This window comes from Mycobacterium asiaticum (assembly GCF_001673635.1).
GTDB classification, from domain to species: Bacteria; Actinomycetota; Actinomycetes; order Mycobacteriales; family Mycobacteriaceae; genus Mycobacterium; species Mycobacterium asiaticum_C.
On the sequence record NZ_LZMH01000035.1, the window covers coordinates 282,822 to 299,280 of the forward strand.

General features: G+C 67.6%; 14 protein-coding genes. 11 read left to right on the top strand and 3 right to left on the bottom strand.

The genetic code is table 11. From position 1 onward, the window contains the following. Nucleotides 1-25 precede the first annotated feature (25 nt). On the top strand, nt 26-1,228 hold the full coding sequence (locus A5645_RS09780; protein ID WP_065038179.1) for a lipid-transfer protein: 1,203 nt from the start codon (nt 26-28) through the stop codon (nt 1,226-1,228). A gap of 3 nt (nt 1,229-1,231) precedes the next feature. Here A5645_RS09780 and mntR read toward each other — a convergent pair whose 3' ends face one another. Next, nucleotides 1,232-1,936 (bottom strand): manganese-binding transcriptional regulator MntR, encoded by a 705-nt coding sequence (gene mntR / locus A5645_RS09785; RefSeq protein ID WP_065038180.1) that lies wholly within the window; start codon nt 1,934-1,936, stop codon nt 1,232-1,234. A 101-nt stretch (nt 1,937-2,037) separates the two neighbouring features. On the opposite strand from mntR, the gene A5645_RS09790 reads away from it, so the two are divergent. The 6 genes from A5645_RS09790 to A5645_RS09815 all read left to right on the top strand — a co-directional run bounded on the left by A5645_RS09790 (nt 2,038) and on the right by A5645_RS09815 (nt 8,840). After that, the gene (locus tag A5645_RS09790) at nt 2,038-3,006 is read left to right on the top strand and encodes a bifunctional riboflavin kinase/FAD synthetase (protein ID WP_065038181.1); all 969 of its coding nucleotides are present in this window, start codon (nt 2,038-2,040) and stop codon (nt 3,004-3,006) included. Between the two features lie 111 nt (nt 3,007-3,117). Continuing rightward, nucleotides 3,118-3,387 carry a 30S ribosomal protein S15 gene (rpsO, locus tag A5645_RS09795; protein ID WP_036354818.1) on the top strand — a complete coding sequence of 90 codons (270 nt, stop codon included), beginning with the start codon at nt 3,118-3,120 and terminating at the stop codon, nt 3,385-3,387. An 11-nt stretch (nt 3,388-3,398) separates the two neighbouring features. Continuing rightward, complete coding sequence (lppU, locus tag A5645_RS09800; RefSeq protein WP_065129354.1) at nt 3,399-3,914, top strand: LppU family putative lipoprotein; 516 nt, start codon at nt 3,399-3,401, stop codon at nt 3,912-3,914. A gap of 322 nt (nt 3,915-4,236) precedes the next feature. Continuing rightward, complete coding sequence (locus A5645_RS09805; RefSeq protein ID WP_065129355.1) at nt 4,237-6,498, top strand: polyribonucleotide nucleotidyltransferase; 2,262 nt, start codon at nt 4,237-4,239, stop codon at nt 6,496-6,498. Further along, nucleotides 6,476-7,807 carry a M16 family metallopeptidase gene (locus tag A5645_RS09810; protein ID WP_065038185.1) on the top strand — a complete coding sequence of 444 codons (1,332 nt, stop codon included), beginning with the start codon at nt 6,476-6,478 and terminating at the stop codon, nt 7,805-7,807. The genes A5645_RS09805 and A5645_RS09810 overlap by 23 nt, the downstream gene beginning before the upstream one ends. A gap of 4 nt (nt 7,808-7,811) precedes the next feature. Beyond that, nucleotides 7,812-8,840, top strand: a complete 1,029-nt coding sequence (locus A5645_RS09815; RefSeq protein WP_065038186.1) for a nitronate monooxygenase — start codon at nt 7,812-7,814, stop codon at nt 8,838-8,840. 4 nt (nt 8,841-8,844) lie between these two features. Here A5645_RS09815 and ald read toward each other — a convergent pair whose 3' ends face one another. Beyond that, a complete protein-coding gene (gene ald / locus A5645_RS09820; RefSeq protein ID WP_065038187.1) occupies nt 8,845-9,963 on the bottom strand; it encodes an alanine dehydrogenase in 1,119 nt (372 codons plus the stop codon). A gap of 101 nt (nt 9,964-10,064) precedes the next feature. Here ald and A5645_RS09825 point away from each other — a divergent pair, with 101 nt between their 5' ends. The 4 genes from A5645_RS09825 (at nt 10,065) to A5645_RS09840 (ending at nt 14,345) form a co-directional block, all read left to right on the top strand. Further along, nucleotides 10,065-10,526 carry an SRPBCC family protein gene (locus A5645_RS09825; RefSeq protein ID WP_065038188.1) on the top strand — a complete coding sequence of 154 codons (462 nt, stop codon included), beginning with the start codon at nt 10,065-10,067 and terminating at the stop codon, nt 10,524-10,526. A 66-nt stretch (nt 10,527-10,592) separates the two neighbouring features. Beyond that, nucleotides 10,593-11,510: a metal-dependent hydrolase gene (locus A5645_RS09830; RefSeq protein ID WP_065129356.1), complete on the top strand. Its 918-nt coding sequence runs from the start codon at nt 10,593-10,595 to the stop codon at nt 11,508-11,510. Between the two features lie 3 nt (nt 11,511-11,513). Further along, on the top strand, nt 11,514-13,259 hold the full coding sequence (locus A5645_RS09835) for an SDR family oxidoreductase (protein WP_065038190.1): 1,746 nt from the start codon (nt 11,514-11,516) through the stop codon (nt 13,257-13,259). 3 nt (nt 13,260-13,262) lie between these two features. Continuing rightward, nucleotides 13,263-14,345, top strand: a complete 1,083-nt coding sequence (locus A5645_RS09840; RefSeq protein WP_065129357.1) for a PDR/VanB family oxidoreductase — start codon at nt 13,263-13,265, stop codon at nt 14,343-14,345. On the opposite strand, the gene A5645_RS28595 is transcribed toward A5645_RS09840, so the two are convergent. Then, nucleotides 14,342-16,288 (bottom strand): alpha/beta fold hydrolase, encoded by a 1,947-nt coding sequence (locus A5645_RS28595; protein WP_155767934.1) that lies wholly within the window; start codon nt 16,286-16,288, stop codon nt 14,342-14,344. The two genes, A5645_RS09840 and A5645_RS28595, sit on opposite strands and share 4 nt — an antisense overlap. Between the last annotated feature and the right edge of the window lie 171 nt (nt 16,289-16,459).

Here is a 16,459-nt window from a genome sequence, read left to right on the forward strand (position 1 = left end):
CTCAGCCGCGTGGGAAGGGGCAACGATGCCTAGTAAGAGCGCCAACAAAGTTTTCGTCGTCGGTGTCGGGATGACGAAATTCGAGAAGCCGGGTCGCCGCGAAGGCTGGGACTACCCGCAGATGGCCAAGGAGTCCGGCACCAAAGCCCTCGAAGACGCCGGGGTCGACTACTCCGAGATCGAGCAGGGCTACGTCGGGTACTGCTCAGGTGACTCCACCTCCGGGCAGCGCGCCCTCTACGAACTGGGCATGACGGGCATCCCGATCGTGAACGTCAACAACAACTGCTCGACGGGCTCGACAGCGTTATACCTTGGCGCGCAAGCGATCCGCGGTGGTCTGGCCGACTGCGTACTCGCGCTTGGGTTCGAGAAGATGCAGCCCGGGGCGTTGCAGGGCGGCGCCCAGGACCGGGAATCGCCGATGGGCCGGCACGTCAAGGCGCTGGCCGAGATCGACGAATTCGCCTTCCCGGTGGCGCCGTGGATGTTCGGAGCGGCCGGGCGCGAGCACATGAAGAAGTACGGCACCACCGCCGAGCACTTCGCCAAGATCGGGCTGAAGAACCACCGGCATTCGGTCAACAACCCGTACGCGCAGTTCCAGGAGGAGTACACCCTCGACGACATCCTGGCGGCGAAGATGATCTCCGACCCGCTGACCAAACTGCAGTGCTCGCCCACCTCCGACGGCTCGGCCGCGGTGGTGCTGGCCAGCGAGGAGTACGTCGCTGCGCACGACCTCGCCGGCCAGGCCGTGGAGATCGTGGGTCAGGCGATGACCACCGACTTCGAGTCAACCTTTGACGGCAGCGCCCGCAACATCATCGGTCATGACATGAATGTGCAAGCGGCGCAACGGGTTTACCAGCAGTCCGGGCTCGGTCCCGAGGATTTCCAGGTGATCGAGCTGCACGACTGCTTCTCCGCCAACGAGCTGCTGCTCTACGAAGCGCTCGGGCTGTGCGGCGAGGGCGAGGCCCCGAAGCTGATCGACGACAACCAGACCACCTACGGCGGACGCTGGGTGGTCAATCCGTCGGGCGGGCTCATCTCCAAGGGACACCCGCTGGGGGCGACGGGGCTGGCGCAGTGCTCGGAATTGACCTGGCAGCTGCGCGGCACCGCCGACAAGCGTCAGGTCGACAACGTGACAGCGGCGCTGCAGCACAACATCGGTCTGGGCGGCGCGGCCGTCGTCACCGCCTACCAGCGCGCCGAGCGGTAGGGCCTAGCCCACCACCCAGATCGACCGGGCCGCCGGACTGCCCAGATCGACGGTGGTCGCCGCGCCATCATCGGATTCGATCGACACCGAGATCATCCCGGCGAATTCACGCCGGGCCAGCACCCGCACTCGCGAGTCCAGGTTGATGCCGACGCTGTCGAAGTACCGCAGCATCTCCGGGTCGGCGTCGGAGATGCGGGCGACCTTTCCGGTGTCGCCGTCGTCGCAGACCCACAGTTGCCGGGCCGGCGGGGTGGGCACCTGACCGTCGATGGCCGGGATCGGGTCACCGTGCGGATCGCGCTGGGGAAAGCCGAGCTTGGCGTCGATCCGGGCCATCATCCGATCCGAGACGGCGTGCTCGAGGATCTCGGCCTCGTCATGCACCTCATCCCAGCCGTAGCCGAGCTCGTCGACGAGGAACGTTTCCAGCAACCGGTGCCGGCGCACCATCGCCAGCGCCGCGCGCCGTCCCGACTCGGTCAGCGTCACCGCGCCGTATTTCTCGTGGTCGACCAGACCCTGCTCGGCGAGGCGGCGGATGGACTCCGAGGCGGTGCTGGCGGACACCCCGAGCTTTTCGGCCAGCAGCTTGGTGCTCACCTTTTGCGGAGCCCCGTCCGGCGACCACTCCTGGACCGTCCAAATGACTTTCAGGTAGTCCTGGGCGACCGCGGTGAGCCCGCCAGGCTCTTCGTCAGCCCTCACAACAACAAATCTTAGGCAATGCAGGCCTAAATCCGCGTCGCGGCGGGCAGGTTGCCTGCCACGAGATTTGTCGCGGGCGGTCACGCCGTAGGCTTGCGGTCGTGCAGCGGTGGCGTGGCCAGGACGAGATCCCCACGGACTGGGGCAGGTGCGTGCTGACCATAGGGGTCTTTGACGGTGTGCACCGGGGGCATGCCGAGCTGATCGCGCACGCGGTGAAGGCCGCCCGTGCCCGCGACGTGCCGTCGGTGCTGATGACGTTCGACCCGCACCCGATGGAGGTCGTCTACCCCGGCAGCCACCCGGCGCAGCTGACCACCCTGACCCGCCGCGCCGAACTGGTCGAGGAACTCGGCATCGACGTCTTCCTGGTCATGCCGTTCACCCCCGACTTCATGAAGCTCACTCCCGAGCGCTACGTGCACGAGCTGCTGGTCGAGAACCTGCACGTGGTGGAGGTGGTGGTGGGGGAGAACTTCACCTTCGGCAAGAAGGCGGCCGGCAACGTCGAGACCCTGCGCCGCGCGGGTGAGCGGTTCGGGTTCGCGGTCGAGTCGATGTCGCTGCTGTCCGAACACCACAGCAACGAGACCGTGACGTTCTCGTCGACCTACATCCGGTCCTGCGTGGACGCCGGCGACATGGGTGCGGCCAGCGAAGCGCTGGGCCGCCCCCACCGCGTCGAGGGTGTGGTGGTGCGCGGCTATGGGCGCGGCGTGGAGCTGGGCTATCCGACCGCGAACGTGGCGCCGCCGATGTATGCCGCGATCCCGGCCGACGGCGTGTACGCCGCCTGGTTCACGGTGCTCGGGCACGGGCCGGCCACCGGCACCGTCGTCCCCGGTGAGCGCTACCAGGCTGCGGTGTCGGTCGGCACCAATCCGACGTTCTCCGGCCGCACCCGCACGGTGGAGGCGTTCGTACTGGACGCCGACGCCGATCTGTACGGCCAGCATGTCGCGCTGGACTTCGTCGCCCGCATCCGCGGCCAGCTGAAGTTCGACTCGGTGCCCGAGCTGATCAAAGAGATCGGCAACGACACCGAGCGAACCCGTGCGCTGCTGAGTTAGTCGGTGACCCAGGCGCGCTGCTAGACTGCCCGACGACATCGGCGCGTGCTGCGGTTCGCGGTGGCCGCGCCGGGAAAATCCTGATCGCGGACCTATTGATGGAGTTGTTTCGTGGCGCTTACTGCCGAGCAGAAAAAAGAAATTCTAAAGTCCTACGGTCTGCACGAGACCGACACCGGATCGCCGGAGGCGCAGATCGCGCTGTTGACCAAGCGCATCGCGGACCTCACCGAGCACCTCAAAGTCCACAAGCATGACCACCACTCGCGCCGCGGCTTGTTGCTGCTGGTGGGGCGCCGCAAGCGGCTGGTCAAGTACCTCACCCAGGTGGACGTGGAGCGTTACCGTTCGCTGATCGAGCGCCTGGGTCTGCGCCGCTGAACCATGGCGCGATGCGCGCCCTGATCGCGCTAGCCAGCGTGGTCGGCGCATTGACGGGGTGTTCGGCGGGGAGCAAAGGACCCAACCTCACCGAATTCAAAGTGGGGGAGTGTCTCAGTCTCGGCGGGACGCCCGACCGTCCGCAAGCCGCCAAGGCGCTGTGCGGTGGCCCACAGTCCAACTTCAAGGTCGCGGCTCTCGTCGGCGACCGGGCCGAATGCCCGACCGACGTGGACTCCTACTACACGGCGCACAACTCGATGAGCGGCGACCGCAACACCCTCTGCCTGGACATCGACTGGGTGATCGGCGGCTGCATGAGCGTCGACCCCCACCACCGCACCGACCCGTTCCGCGTCGACTGTGGCGACGCCTCGGTGCCGCACCGGCATCGTGCCACCCAGATACTGCGTGATCTCAACCCGCCCGTCAGCGTCGACCAGTGCGCCAGCGGGCTCGGTTACGCCTACCCGGCGCGCCGGTTCGCCGTGTGCGTCGAAGACGTCAGCAACGGACCGCGCACGTAGAGATTCGTAGAGGTCGGGGGTACCCGGTGTACAGTTAGGACGTTCTGGGCCGTGTCGGCCCGAACAGCTGGTGCGGTCCACGCAGATCCGCATGTGCCGTTCCAGCGAGTCGCTGAGCATGTCGCGAGCGAGCAGCCCGGTCTGATCGGGCGGTCTTCGGTAGTGGCTGCCGGGCTCCCCGGATTAAGAGGGAAGGTCGGCCGCTTCGATCGATGGCCGTAGCCGCATTCAGACTCCGCTTCTTGACGCTCTCGCCGAGCACGCTTCGTGTTGCGCACCGACTCGCGAAACAGCTGAATGACAGAGAGGCCGCACTGACGTCATGTCTGCGACTGAAATTGAAGAAGGCGTATTCGAGACGACCGCCACGATCGACAACGGAAGCTTCGGTACCCGCACCGTCCGTTTCGAGACCGGCCGCCTGGCCCAACAGGCCGCCGGCGCCGTCGTCGCCTACCTCGACGACGAGAACATGCTGCTGTCGGCGACGACCGCCAGCAAAAACCCCAAGGACCATTTCGACTTCTTCCCGCTGACGGTGGACGTCGAAGAGCGGATGTATGCCGCCGGTCGCATCCCCGGCTCGTTCTTCCGCCGTGAGGGCCGCCCGTCTACCGACGCGATCCTGACCTGCCGGCTCATCGACCGCCCGCTGCGCCCGTCGTTCGTCGACGGCCTGCGCAACGAGATCCAGGTCGTGGTGACGATCCTGAGCCTGGATCCCAACGACCTGTACGACGTGCTGGCGATCAACGCGGCCTCGGCGTCCACCCAGCTGGGCGGCCTGCCGTTCTCCGGCCCCATCGGCGGCGTGCGCGTCGCTCTGATCGACGGCACCTGGGTCGCTTTCCCCACCGTCGAGCAACTCGAGCGCGCCGTGTTCGACATGGTGGTCGCCGGCCGCATCGTCGGTGAGGGTGACAGCAAAGACGTCGCGATCATGATGGTCGAGGCTGAGGCCACCGAAGGCGTCATCGAACTCATCGAGGGCGGCGCGCAGGCGCCGACGGAGACCGTCGTGGCCGAGGGCCTGGAAGCCGCCAAGCCGTTCATCTCCGCACTGTGCACCGCGCAGCAGGAGCTCGCCGACGCGGCCGCCAAGCCCACCAGCGACTACCCCGTCTTCCCGGCCTACGAGGAAGACGTCTACTACTCGGTGGCCTCGGTAGCCACCGACGAGCTGGCCAAGGCGCTGAGCATCGGCGGCAAGGCCGAGCGCGACCAGCGCACCGACGAGCTCAAGGCCGAGGTCCTCGAGCGGCTCGCCGGCACCTACGAAGGCCGGGAGAAGGAGGTCAGCGCCGCGTTCCGCTCGCTGACCAAGAAGCTGGTCCGCCAGCGCATCCTGACCGACCACTTCCGCATCGACGGTCGCGGCATCACCGACATCCGCGCGCTGTCGGCCGAGGTCGCGGTGGTGCCGCGGGCACACGGCAGCGCCCTGTTCGAGCGCGGCGAGACCCAGATCCTGGGCATCACGACGCTGGACATGATGAAGATGGCCCAGCAGATCGACTCGCTGGGACCGGAAACCTCCAAGCGGTACATGCACCACTACAACTTCCCGCCGTATTCGACCGGTGAAACCGGCCGGGTGGGCTCGCCCAAGCGGCGCGAAATCGGGCACGGTGCGCTGGCCGAGCGGGCCCTGATGCCGGTGCTGCCCAGCGTCGAGGAGTTCCCCTACGCCATCCGCCAGGTTTCCGAGGCACTGGGCTCCAACGGCTCCACCTCGATGGGTTCGGTCTGTGCGTCCACGCTGGCGCTGCTGAACGCCGGGGTGCCGCTGAAGGCGCCGGTGGCCGGCATCGCGATGGGTCTGGTGTCCGATGACGTCGAAGGTGAAACCCGCTACGTCACCCTGACCGACATCCTGGGTGCCGAGGACGCGTTCGGCGACATGGACTTCAAGTGCGCCGGCACCAAGGACTTCGTCACCGCGCTGCAGCTGGACACCAAGCTGGACGGCATCCCGTCCCAGGTGCTCGCGGGTGCGCTGGCTCAGGCCAAGGACGCGCGCCTGACCATCCTCGAGGTTATGGCCGAGGCGATTGACGCGCCGGACGAGATGAGCCCGTACGCGCCCCGGGTCACCACCATCAAGGTGCCGGTGGACAAGATCGGTGAGGTCATCGGACCCAAGGGCAAGGTGATCAACGCGATCACCGAGGAGACCGGCGCGCAGATCTCGATCGAGGACGACGGCACCGTGTTCGTCGGGGCCACGGACGGGCCGTCCGCCCAGGCCGCGATCGACCGGATCAACGCCATCGCCAACCCGCAGCTGCCGACGGTCGGCGAGCGGTTCCTCGGAACCGTCGTCAAGACAACCGATTTCGGCGCGTTCGTGTCGCTGCTGCCCGGTCGGGACGGCTTGGTCCACATCTCCAAGCTGGGCAAGGGCAAGCGCATCGCCAAGGTCGAGGACGTGGTGAACGTCGGCGACAAGCTGCGCGTTGAGATCGCCGACATCGACAAGCGGGGCAAGATCTCGCTGGTCCTGGTGGAAGAGGACAGCGCCGGCGCCGCAACCGCCGACTCCGGAGCAGCGCCAGCCGCAGATGCCGCCACGGTCAGCAGCTGACCCCGGGGGCGCCCCGGCTCCGGAAAAAGGAGGAGTGCGCCGCACCACCCTGCCCGGCGGTCTGCGCGTCGTAACCGAATACCTGCCCGCGGTGCGGTCCGCATCGGTCGGCGTCTGGGTCGGTGTGGGTTCGCGCGACGAGGGCACCACGGTGGCCGGCGCGGCGCACTTTCTCGAGCACCTGCTGTTCAAGTCGACGCCAACCCGCACGGCGGTGGACATCGCCCAAGCGATGGACGCCGTCGGCGGGGAGCTCAACGCGTTCACCGCCAAGGAGCACACCTGTTACTACGCGCACGTGCTGGACACTGACCTGGCGCTGGCCGTCGACCTGGTCTCCGACGTGGTGCTCAACGGTCGGTGCGCAGCCGACGACGTCGAACTGGAACGCGACGTGGTCCTCGAGGAGATCGCGATGCGCGACGACGACCCCGAGGACGCGCTGGCCGACATGTTCATGACGGCGCTGTTCGGCGACCACCCGGTGGGCCGGCCGGTGATCGGCAGCGCGCAGTCGGTGTCCTCGATGTCGCGGGCTCAGCTGCACTCGTTTCACCTGCGGCGCTACACCCCGGAACGAATGGTCCTGGCGGTGGCGGGCAACGTCGATCACGACGAGGTCGTCGCGCTGGCGCGGACGCATTTCACCGACCGGTTGATCCGCGGCCGTCGCCCGGTGGCGCCCCGCAAGGGGGCGGGCCGGATCGCCGGCAACCCGGGCCTCGTGTTGGGCAAGCGTGACGCCGAACAGACCCATGTCTCGTTGGGCGTGCGAACTCCGGGCCGCGGCTGGGAGCACCGCTGGGCGCTCTCGGTGCTGCACACCGCGCTGGGCGGCGGGTTGAGTTCACGGTTGTTCCAGGAGGTTCGCGAGTCACGCGGCCTGGCCTACTCGATCTACTCGGCGCTGGACATCTTCGCCGACAGCGGTGCGCTGTCGGTGTACGCGGCGTGCCTGCCCGACCGGTTCGCCGAGGTGATGCGAGTGACCACCGACGTACTGGAATCCGTTGCGCGCGACGGCATCACCGAGGACGAATGCCGCATCGCCAAGGGCTCGCTGCGTGGCGGGCTGGTGCTGGGCCTGGAGGACTCCGGGTCACGGATGAGCCGCATCGGCCGCAGTGAGCTGAACTACGGCGCCCACCGCACCATCGAGCACACCTTGCGGCAGATCGAAAGGGTCACGCTCGACGAGGTCAACGCGGTGGCCCACCGGCTGTTGAGCAAGCGCTTCGGCGCCGCCGTCCTGGGCCCGTACAGCGCGAAACGGCAGCTGCCGCAACAACTTCGAGCGATGGTAAGTTAGCCCGATGGTATTGGGTTTTTGGGATATTGCCGCGCCCATCGTGGGTGCGCCGATGGCCGGTGGCCCGGGTACTCCCGCGCTGGCCGCGGCGGTGTCCAATGCGGGCGGCCTCGGCTTCGTCGCCGGTGGCTACCTCAGTGCCGAGCAGTTCGCCGAGGCCATCGCCACGGCGCGCGCGGCGACCACCGGCCCGATCGGGGCGAATCTCTTCGTGCCCCAACCCAGCGTCGCGGACTGGGTGCAACTGGAGTACTACGCCGAAGACCTCGAAGAGGTTGCCGATCATTACCACGTCGAGGTGGGCCACCCCGTCCACGGCGACGACGACGATTGGGAACGCAAACTCGAGGTGGTAGCCGACGTCCGCCCCGAGATGGTGTCCTTCACCTTCGGGTCGCCACCACCCGATGTCATCCGCCGGCTGAGCGCCCTGGGGTTGCTGGTGTCGGTCACCGTGACTTCGGCTTATGAGGCCGGCGTGGCCGTTGCGGCCGGTGCGGACAACCTGGTGGTCCAGGGGCCCGCGGCCGGCGGGCACCGCGGGACCTTTGCGCCCGATATGGAGCCGGGTACCGAGTCGCTGCATCAACTGCTCGACCGGATCGGCGCCGCCCACGACGTGCCGCTGATCGCGGCGGGCGGGCTGGGCACCGTGGAAGCCGTCGCGGCGGTGCTGCGCCGGGGCGCGGTGGCCGCGCAGATCGGCACCGCGCTGCTGCTCGCCGACGAAGCCGGTACGCACCCCGCCTACCGCGTCGCCCTGAAGAACCCGGCCTTCGACTCGACCGTGGTCACCCGCGCGTTCTCCGGCCGCTATGCCCGCGGCCTGGCGAACAACTTCACTCGGCTGCTGGATCACGTTGCGCCGCTTGGCTATCCGGAGGTGAACCAGATGACCAAGCCGATCCGGGCGGCGGCCATCCGGGAAGAGGATCCGCACGGCACGAATTTGTGGGCCGGCGAAGCCTACCGGGAGGCGTCCGCCGGACCGGCCGCCGATATCGTCACGGCCCTGGCCCCCTACGTGCGGTAGGCGCTCACGCCGCGAGCACGGTGGCCGGATCGGTGAACGGCAACTCGAGGTCGGCAGCCACCTGCTGCGACACCAGCGCTCCGTCATGCGTCGAAAGCCCTTTGGCCAGAGCGGGATCCGTTCGGCAGGCGTCCTGCCAACCCTGGTCGGCCAGCCTGAGCACATAGGGGATGGTCGCGTTGGTCAGCGCATAAGTCGATGTCTTGGGTACCGCGCTGGGCATGTTCGCCACGCAGTAGAACAGCGTGTCGTGCACGGCGAACGTCGGGTCGTCGTGGGTGGTGGGCCGGGAATCCTCGAAGCAACCGCCTTGATCGATCGAAACGTCCACCAGCACCGCTCCGGGTTTCATCTGCGCGACAAGCGAATTGGAGATCAAACTGGGAGCTTTGGCGCCCGGCACCAGTACCGCGCCGATCACCAGTTCGGCGCGTTTGACCGCACCTTCGAGCTCGTAGCGGGACGAGTAACGGGTGCTGATGCGACCGGCGAACTCCGCGTCCAGCAACCGGAGCTTGTTGATATTGACGTCGAGCAGCATCACCGACCCGCCCATGCCGCTGGCGATCCGGGCGGCGTTGTAACCCGCTGTGCCGCCGCCGATCACGACGATGTCGGCGGGCTTGACACCCGGCACCCCGCCCATCAGCACCCCGCGCCCGCCCTGGGTGCGCATCAGGTGATACGCGCCGACCTGAGCGGCGAGCCGTCCGGCCACCTCGCTCATCGGCGCAAGCAGCGGCAAAGCGCCGTCGGCGGTCTGCACGGTCTCGTAGGCGATGGACGTGGTTCCGGCCGACAGCAGCGCATCGGTGCAGGACCGCGATGCCGCGAGATGGAGATAAGTGAACAGCGTCTGATGCCGTCGCAGGCTGCCGTATTCGGCCGGAATCGGCTCTTTCACCTTGAGAATCAAATCGGCGTCGGCCCATACCTGCGCGGCCGTGGCCAGCATCTGGGCGCCGGCCGCTTTGAACTCCGCGTCGCTGATCGACGATCCTTCGCCGGCGCCGGCCTGGATCAGCACCTCGTGCCCGCGGTGGGTCAATGCGGCGACGCCGGCGGGAGTGATGGCAACCCGGAACTCGTTGTTCTTGGCCTCGGTCGGAATGCCTACTCGCATGCTGGCCTCCTGCCGGAGATCGGGTTGTCCCCTCAATTGTGTAGAAGATCCGGCGAGTGCGCGACTCTCTCGCGCATCGGGGCCGTGGCTATGATCGGCCGATGAGCGAACCGTCAGCTTCGGCAACCGTGCAGATCGCAGCCACTCCGGAGGCGGTGTACGGCATGATCACCGATCTCCCGACCCTGGCCCAATTGGCCGAGGAGGCGGTTTCGATGGAATGGCGAAAGGGCGAGGCGGTCACCGAGGGGGCGGTGTTCGTCGGCCACAACGAAAACGGTCGCAAGCGCTGGACCACCAAGTGCACCGTGACCGACGCGGACCCGGGTCGTGCGTTCGCGTTCGAAGTGCGGCACACGGTGCTGCCAATCGCGCGGTGGCAGTACGACATCGAGCCGGCCGACGGTGGCTGCCGCGTCACCGAAAGCACCTGGGACCGGCGGCCCGGCTGGTTCCGCAAGCTCGCCAAACAGGCCACCGGCGTCGCCGACCGGGACGCTGAAAACCGTAAGAACATCGACATCACGCTGCAGCGCCTCAAGGAGCGCGCCGAGAAAAGGTAGTACCGCGGGTACCGCATACCTGCCCGTTTCAGTACACTTGCCTTCAAGCGAGGCAAGGGGGCCGCAATGTCGATCGTCGATGACCGGGCCGTGGGCCCACACTCCAGGGAATCGGACGCCGCTGACCACGAGCGGCTCGTCCTCGAGGCGCGCAACGTCGAGTTCGACTGGTCTGACCTGCCATTTCACTATGTCCCCGGCGAGCCGTTGGCCACCCACGTGCTCAACGTCCTACACCTGCTGCTGCCCGCCGGCGAGGAGTTCTTCGTCCAGGTCTTCAAGAAGACCCTGCCGTTGATCAAGGATGACCAGCTGCGGCTGGACGTTCAGGGTTTCATCGGCCAGGAGGCGATGCACTCGCAGGCGCATTCGGGGGTGCTGGCGCACTTCGACGCGCAAGGCATCGACCTGACCCCGTTCACCGACCAGATCAGGTGGCTGTTCGAACAGCTGCTTGGCGAGCGGCCGCATCGTAGCGAGCGCCGCCAACACAGCTGGCTGCTCGAGCAGGTCGCGTTCATCTCGGCCATCGAGCACTACACCGCCGTGCTGGGCGAATGGATCCTGGATTCGCCGGCCCTGGACGCGGTGGGTGCGCATCCGGTGATGCTGGACATGTTGCGGTGGCACGGCGCCGAGGAAGTCGAGCACAAGGCCGTCGCGTTCGACACGGTGAAGCATCTGCGGGCCGGGTATTGGCGGCAGGTCCGGGCGCAGTTCGCGGTGACACCGGTGCTACTGCTGCTGTGGATCCGCGGCGTGAAGTTCATGTTCTCGGTGGACCCGTGCGTGCCGGCCGGCGCCAAGCCGCGCTGGCGCGACTATTTCAGGGCGGCGCGCCGGGGCCTGGTCCCCGGACCGTTCCGGTTGATCCGGGTGGTCGGGTCCTACTACCGGCCCGGGTTCCACCCCTCCGAGCTGGGCGGGCTGGACCGCGCCGTGAACTACCTTGCCGTGTCGCCGGCCGCGCGGGCGTCGCACTGACCTATGACGATCGTTACCGCGTCCGACGGTGTCGCCCTGGCGGTGCACCGGTACAACGACATCGATCCCGACCGTCCCACGATTCTGGCGATTCACGGCTATCCCGATAACCACCGGATCTGGGACGGTGTGGCCGAGGTGCTGTCCCAGCGCTATAACGTGGTGGCCTACGATGTGCGCGGCGCCGGTGAATCATCAGCTCCGGCAGAGCGTTCCGGATACCGGCTGCCGCAACTGATATCCGACGTGGCCACGGTGATCGACAGCCTCGGCGTGGACCGGGTGCATCTGCTGGCGCACGACTGGGGCTCGGTGCAGGGCTGGGCGGCGGTGACCGACGACTCGGTCTCACCCAAGGTGGCGTCCTTCACGTCCATCTCCGGCCCCCATCTGGAATACGCGGGCCGGTTCCTACATTCGGCCCGCACGCCGCGGGCCGCCGCCGGGGTGGCTCGGCAGATCCTGGCGTCGGGATACATCTGGTTTTTCCTGTGCCCGGGGGTTCCCGAACTGGCCTTCCGCTCCGGGCTGGGCGTGAAAGTCGTTGAGGCTTTTGGTCGCATCGGCCAGTCGAGCATCCGTACCCGTCACGAGTCGCCGCCGCGCTCGATCGGTGACTATGTCAATGGGCTGAACCTGTACCGGGAGAACCTGCCCGGTCCGCTGGTGTCACCCGGTGACGATCTGCCGCGAACCAGCGTCCCGGTGCAGGTGCTGGTACCGAGCAAGGACGCGTTCATCACCGGAGCGCTGCAGCGGTTCATGGGCGCGATGACCTCCGGTGGCAGGGTGGTTCCGGTGCAGGGCGGGCACTGGATGGTGACATCGCGACCCGAGGTGATCGCCCGGTTGGTCGGGGAGTGGGTCGAACGCGTCAACGGCGCTATCCCGGACGGGGTGCCGTCGGAGATGCGCAGTGGCCCACGCGATGTCCGGGGGAAGCTGGCGCTGGTCACCGGGGCTGGCGCGGGCATCGGCCGCGCGACCGCCGTCGAACTGGCCCGCAGTGGCGCCCACACGGTGGTGATCGTGGACCGCGACCTGGCCGCCGCCAACGAGACCGCCGACGCGGTGCGTGCCGCCTGCGCGGAGGCCGCGGTGTACCAGGTCGACGTCACCGATGAAGCGGCGATGAATGACCTTGCCGCGCAAGTACGTAGCAAGCACGGGGTGGTTGACATCCTGGTGAACAACGCCGGAATCGGCATGGCCGGACGGTTCTTGGAGACCACCCCGGAACACTGGGACGCCATCATGGCGGTCAACGTGCGCAGCGTCATCACCGGCAGCCGGGCCTTCGGTGCTCAGATGGTGGAGCGCGGCGAGGGCGGGACGATCATCAACATCTCGTCGGCCTCGGCGTTCCTGCCGTCGAAATCCATGATCGCCTACACCACCACGAAGGCGGCGGTGCTGGCCTTCAGCGAGGCGCTACGTGCCGACTTCGCCGACGAGGGCATCGCCGTGACCGCGGTGTGTCCCGGCTTCGTCAACACCAACATCGCCAAAAGTACGGTGTACGCCGGGATGTCGACCGAACAGCAGGAGCGGGCCCGGGCGAAGGCCGACGCGACGTACCGGCGGCGGAACTTCACCCCCGAAGCCACCGCGCGGGCGATCGTCAAATCCATCAAGACCGGCCCGCCGGTGTTGCCGGTCGCACCGGAGTCATGGGTCGGCTACGCGATGCGGCGGATCAGCCCGTCGGTGATCCGGTTGCTGGCCCGGCTGGACATCCGGCAGCAGTAGGGATTGACGGTGCCGGACAGTATTTGGACGAGCAGGCCCGCCGATCTATACGGGCGGCGAGAGCGTGATCGCTTCTACACCGTGCTGTGGGGGGTGCGCACGGTGATGGGCGGGCTTTCGGCGGCGTCCCGGTGGAAGCCCTCGCGGGTGCCGGTGGTGCGAAGGACGCACAGCGCCAAGGTCATTGAGCGTGTCCGCGTGGCGCCGGACGTGGTCGCCTTGACGCTGGCCGACCCGGACGGGGGATTGCTGCCGTCCTGGACGCCGGGCGGGCACATCGACGTCCAGTTGCCCTCGGGCCGTCGCCGGCAGTACTCGCTGTGCGGCCCGCCCGGACGGCGCACCGACTACCGCATCGCCGTCCGCCGCATTCCCGACGGCGGCGGCGGTTCGATCGAGATGCACGACGCGTTCGACGTGGGCGACACGCTGGTTTTCGAAGGCCCGCGCAACGCGTTCTATCTCGGCACGTCCGAGCACGACGTGCTGTTCGTGATCGGCGGCATTGGCGTGACACCGATCCTGCCGATGATCCGCGCGGCCGCGCAGCGCGGAATCAATTGGCGGGCAATATATGCCGGCCGCAGCCGCGAGTACATGCCACTGCTGGACGAGGTGCTGGCGGTGGCGCCCGACCGCGTCACCGTGTGGGCCGACGACGAGCGCGGCGGTTTCGCGTCCATCGAGGACCTGCTGGCCGATGCCGGGCCGACGACGGCGGTGTACGTCTGCGGGCCGGCCGGGATGCTGGAAGCCGTTCGCGTCGCCCGCAACCAGTACGCCAACGCGCCGTTGCACTACGAGCGGTTCAGCCCCGCGCCCATCGTCGACGGCGGCCCTTTTGAATTGGAACTCGCCAGATCCGGAGAGGTTCTCAGCGTCCCGGCCAATCGCTCGGCGCTGGAGGTGATGCTCGACCGCGACCCGACAACCGCCTATTCCTGTCAGCAGGGATTTTGCGGCACGTGCAAGGTCAAAGTCGTTGCCGGGCAGGTTGATCGGCGCGGCCGCACCGCCGAAGGTGACGACGAGATGCTGGTCTGCGTCTCGCGCTCCGACGGTGCGCGGGTCGTCATCGACGCCTAGAACACACCCTCCTCCCGCAGGACGTCGGCGAATCGCGCCAGATCGGCGGCGAACAGCCCGGGTTGTTCGAACGCGGCGAAATGACCGCCGCGGTCGTACACCGAGTAATGCACCAGGTTGTAGCGCGCGGCGGCCCACGCCCGTGGTGTCTGCAACAGCTCGCCCGGGTAGACGGCGTATCCGGTTGGGACATCCACCCGACCGCTCCATTCGTCGAGCGCCGACGTCCCGGCCCGTCGGGCTTCGCAGTAGAGCCGGGCTGCCGACGTGGCCGTGCCGGTGAGCCAGTAGAACATCAGGTTGTCGATGAGCCGATCGGTGCGGATCGGCATGCCTTCCCGGATGTCGCACCAGGCGTGGAACTTCTCGAGTATCCAGCCCGCCAGGCCCAGCGGTGAATCGTCGAGGCCGAAGCCCAGCGAATGTGGGCGCGTGGACTGGATTTCCATGTATGCGGTGCCGTCCTTGACCCGCTCCAGGCTGGCCGAGATGGCGGCGAGTTCGGTTTCGGTGATGTTCGCCAGGAGTTCGGGGTCGTTCTGGTCGGGCGGTGCGAACAGCATGTTCGTGTGGATCGCCGCGACATGCTGCGAGTAGTGCTCGCCGAGGTACTTCGTGACCAGGGCGCCCCAGTCACCGCCCTGGGCGACGTAACGCTCGTAGCCGAGTTGCGACATCACATCGTCAACCGCAGCCGCGATGCGGGCGACGTCAACACCCTTCTCCCGGGTTGGACCGGAGAAGCCGTAACCGGGCATCGACACCAGCACCACATGGAACCGCTTCTGCAGCAACGGCATTGCATCGAGGAACTCGACGATCGAGCCGGGCCAGCCGTGCGTGATGGCCAGCGGTATGGCGTGCGGTTCGTCTGAGCGGGCGTGCAGGAAATGGACTCGCTGACCCGTGGCCTCGGTGACGAACGAGCCGATGGCGTTGACTTCGGCTTCGACGGCGCGCCAGTCGTAGCGGTGCAGCCAGTGGTCGACGACGTCCCTGAGGAACGCCTGCTCGGTGCCGTAATCCCAATCGGTGCCGGCGATTTCGGCCGGCCAGCGTGATGCGCTGAGACGTCGGTGCAGATCGTCGAGCTGATCCTGGGGGACTTGCAGGGGGTACGGCTCGATCGGGGTGATCACGCGTGGCTGCACCGGCGGTGTGGCGACCGGCTCAGGCGTTTCCACCTGCGGCTCTGCCGGTGCGGCCACCGGGGGTTCGGCTGTGGCGGTGGGCGGTTCGGCTGGTGGTGGCTCAATTGGCTCCGGTTCGGGCGCCTCGGCAGGCGCGGCCGCCTGCGGTTCGGGCGCCTCGGCGGGCGCGGCCGCCTGCGGTTCGGGCGCCTCGGCAGGCGCGGGCGCCTCCGGTTCGGGCGCCAGGTTCGGTGGTGGCGCGATCAGCGAGACGATGGCCGGTGGCCCGGTCACCACCGGCGCCGCGCGATACAGCCGGTAGCCAACGTGCGGCACACTCACGCCGGGCAGTGGCTTCCAGCTGTAGGTGCGGCCGTCGAGCTCGAAGCCCTTCTTCTCGTAGAAGTCGCGGGCCTTCTGGTTTTTCTCGGCGCACCACAGAATCATGTCGTTGTCGGGGAAGGCGCGCAGCGCCTTGTTCAGCAGCAGGCCGCCGACGCCATGCCGTTGATGCTCGTCGGAGATGTAGAGCGCGTCGATCTGAATGTCATTGGGGTTCGACAGGTCCGGCCCGAACAGGATCATGCCGAGCAATTTGCCGCGAGCCTCGGCCATCCACATGCTCCAGCCGCCCCGCTTGAGAGTGGTCGGGTACAGCGTGTCCACCCACGTCCTAGGGGTCCCGATCATGTCCAGCACGTGCGTGGCCACGATGCCCTTCCAGGACTGGCGCCACGCCGGATAGTGCATGGCCGCCACCCTGGCGTAATCCTTCGGCTTGGCCTCGCGGATCCGGATATCGCTGGATCTCACGCGAGCACCTCCGTTGGTCGCCTCTGCACATCGACCATCTAAGCCTAGAGAGCCGCCTCTAGGCTGGCGCGAGCAGACCCGCAAACAACCCCCACCCCCCCCGGGGGGGGGGGTTCGCGTCTGCTCACCCCGGGGACCTATCGAACACGCGTTCGCAGGTCCGTCAAAGTT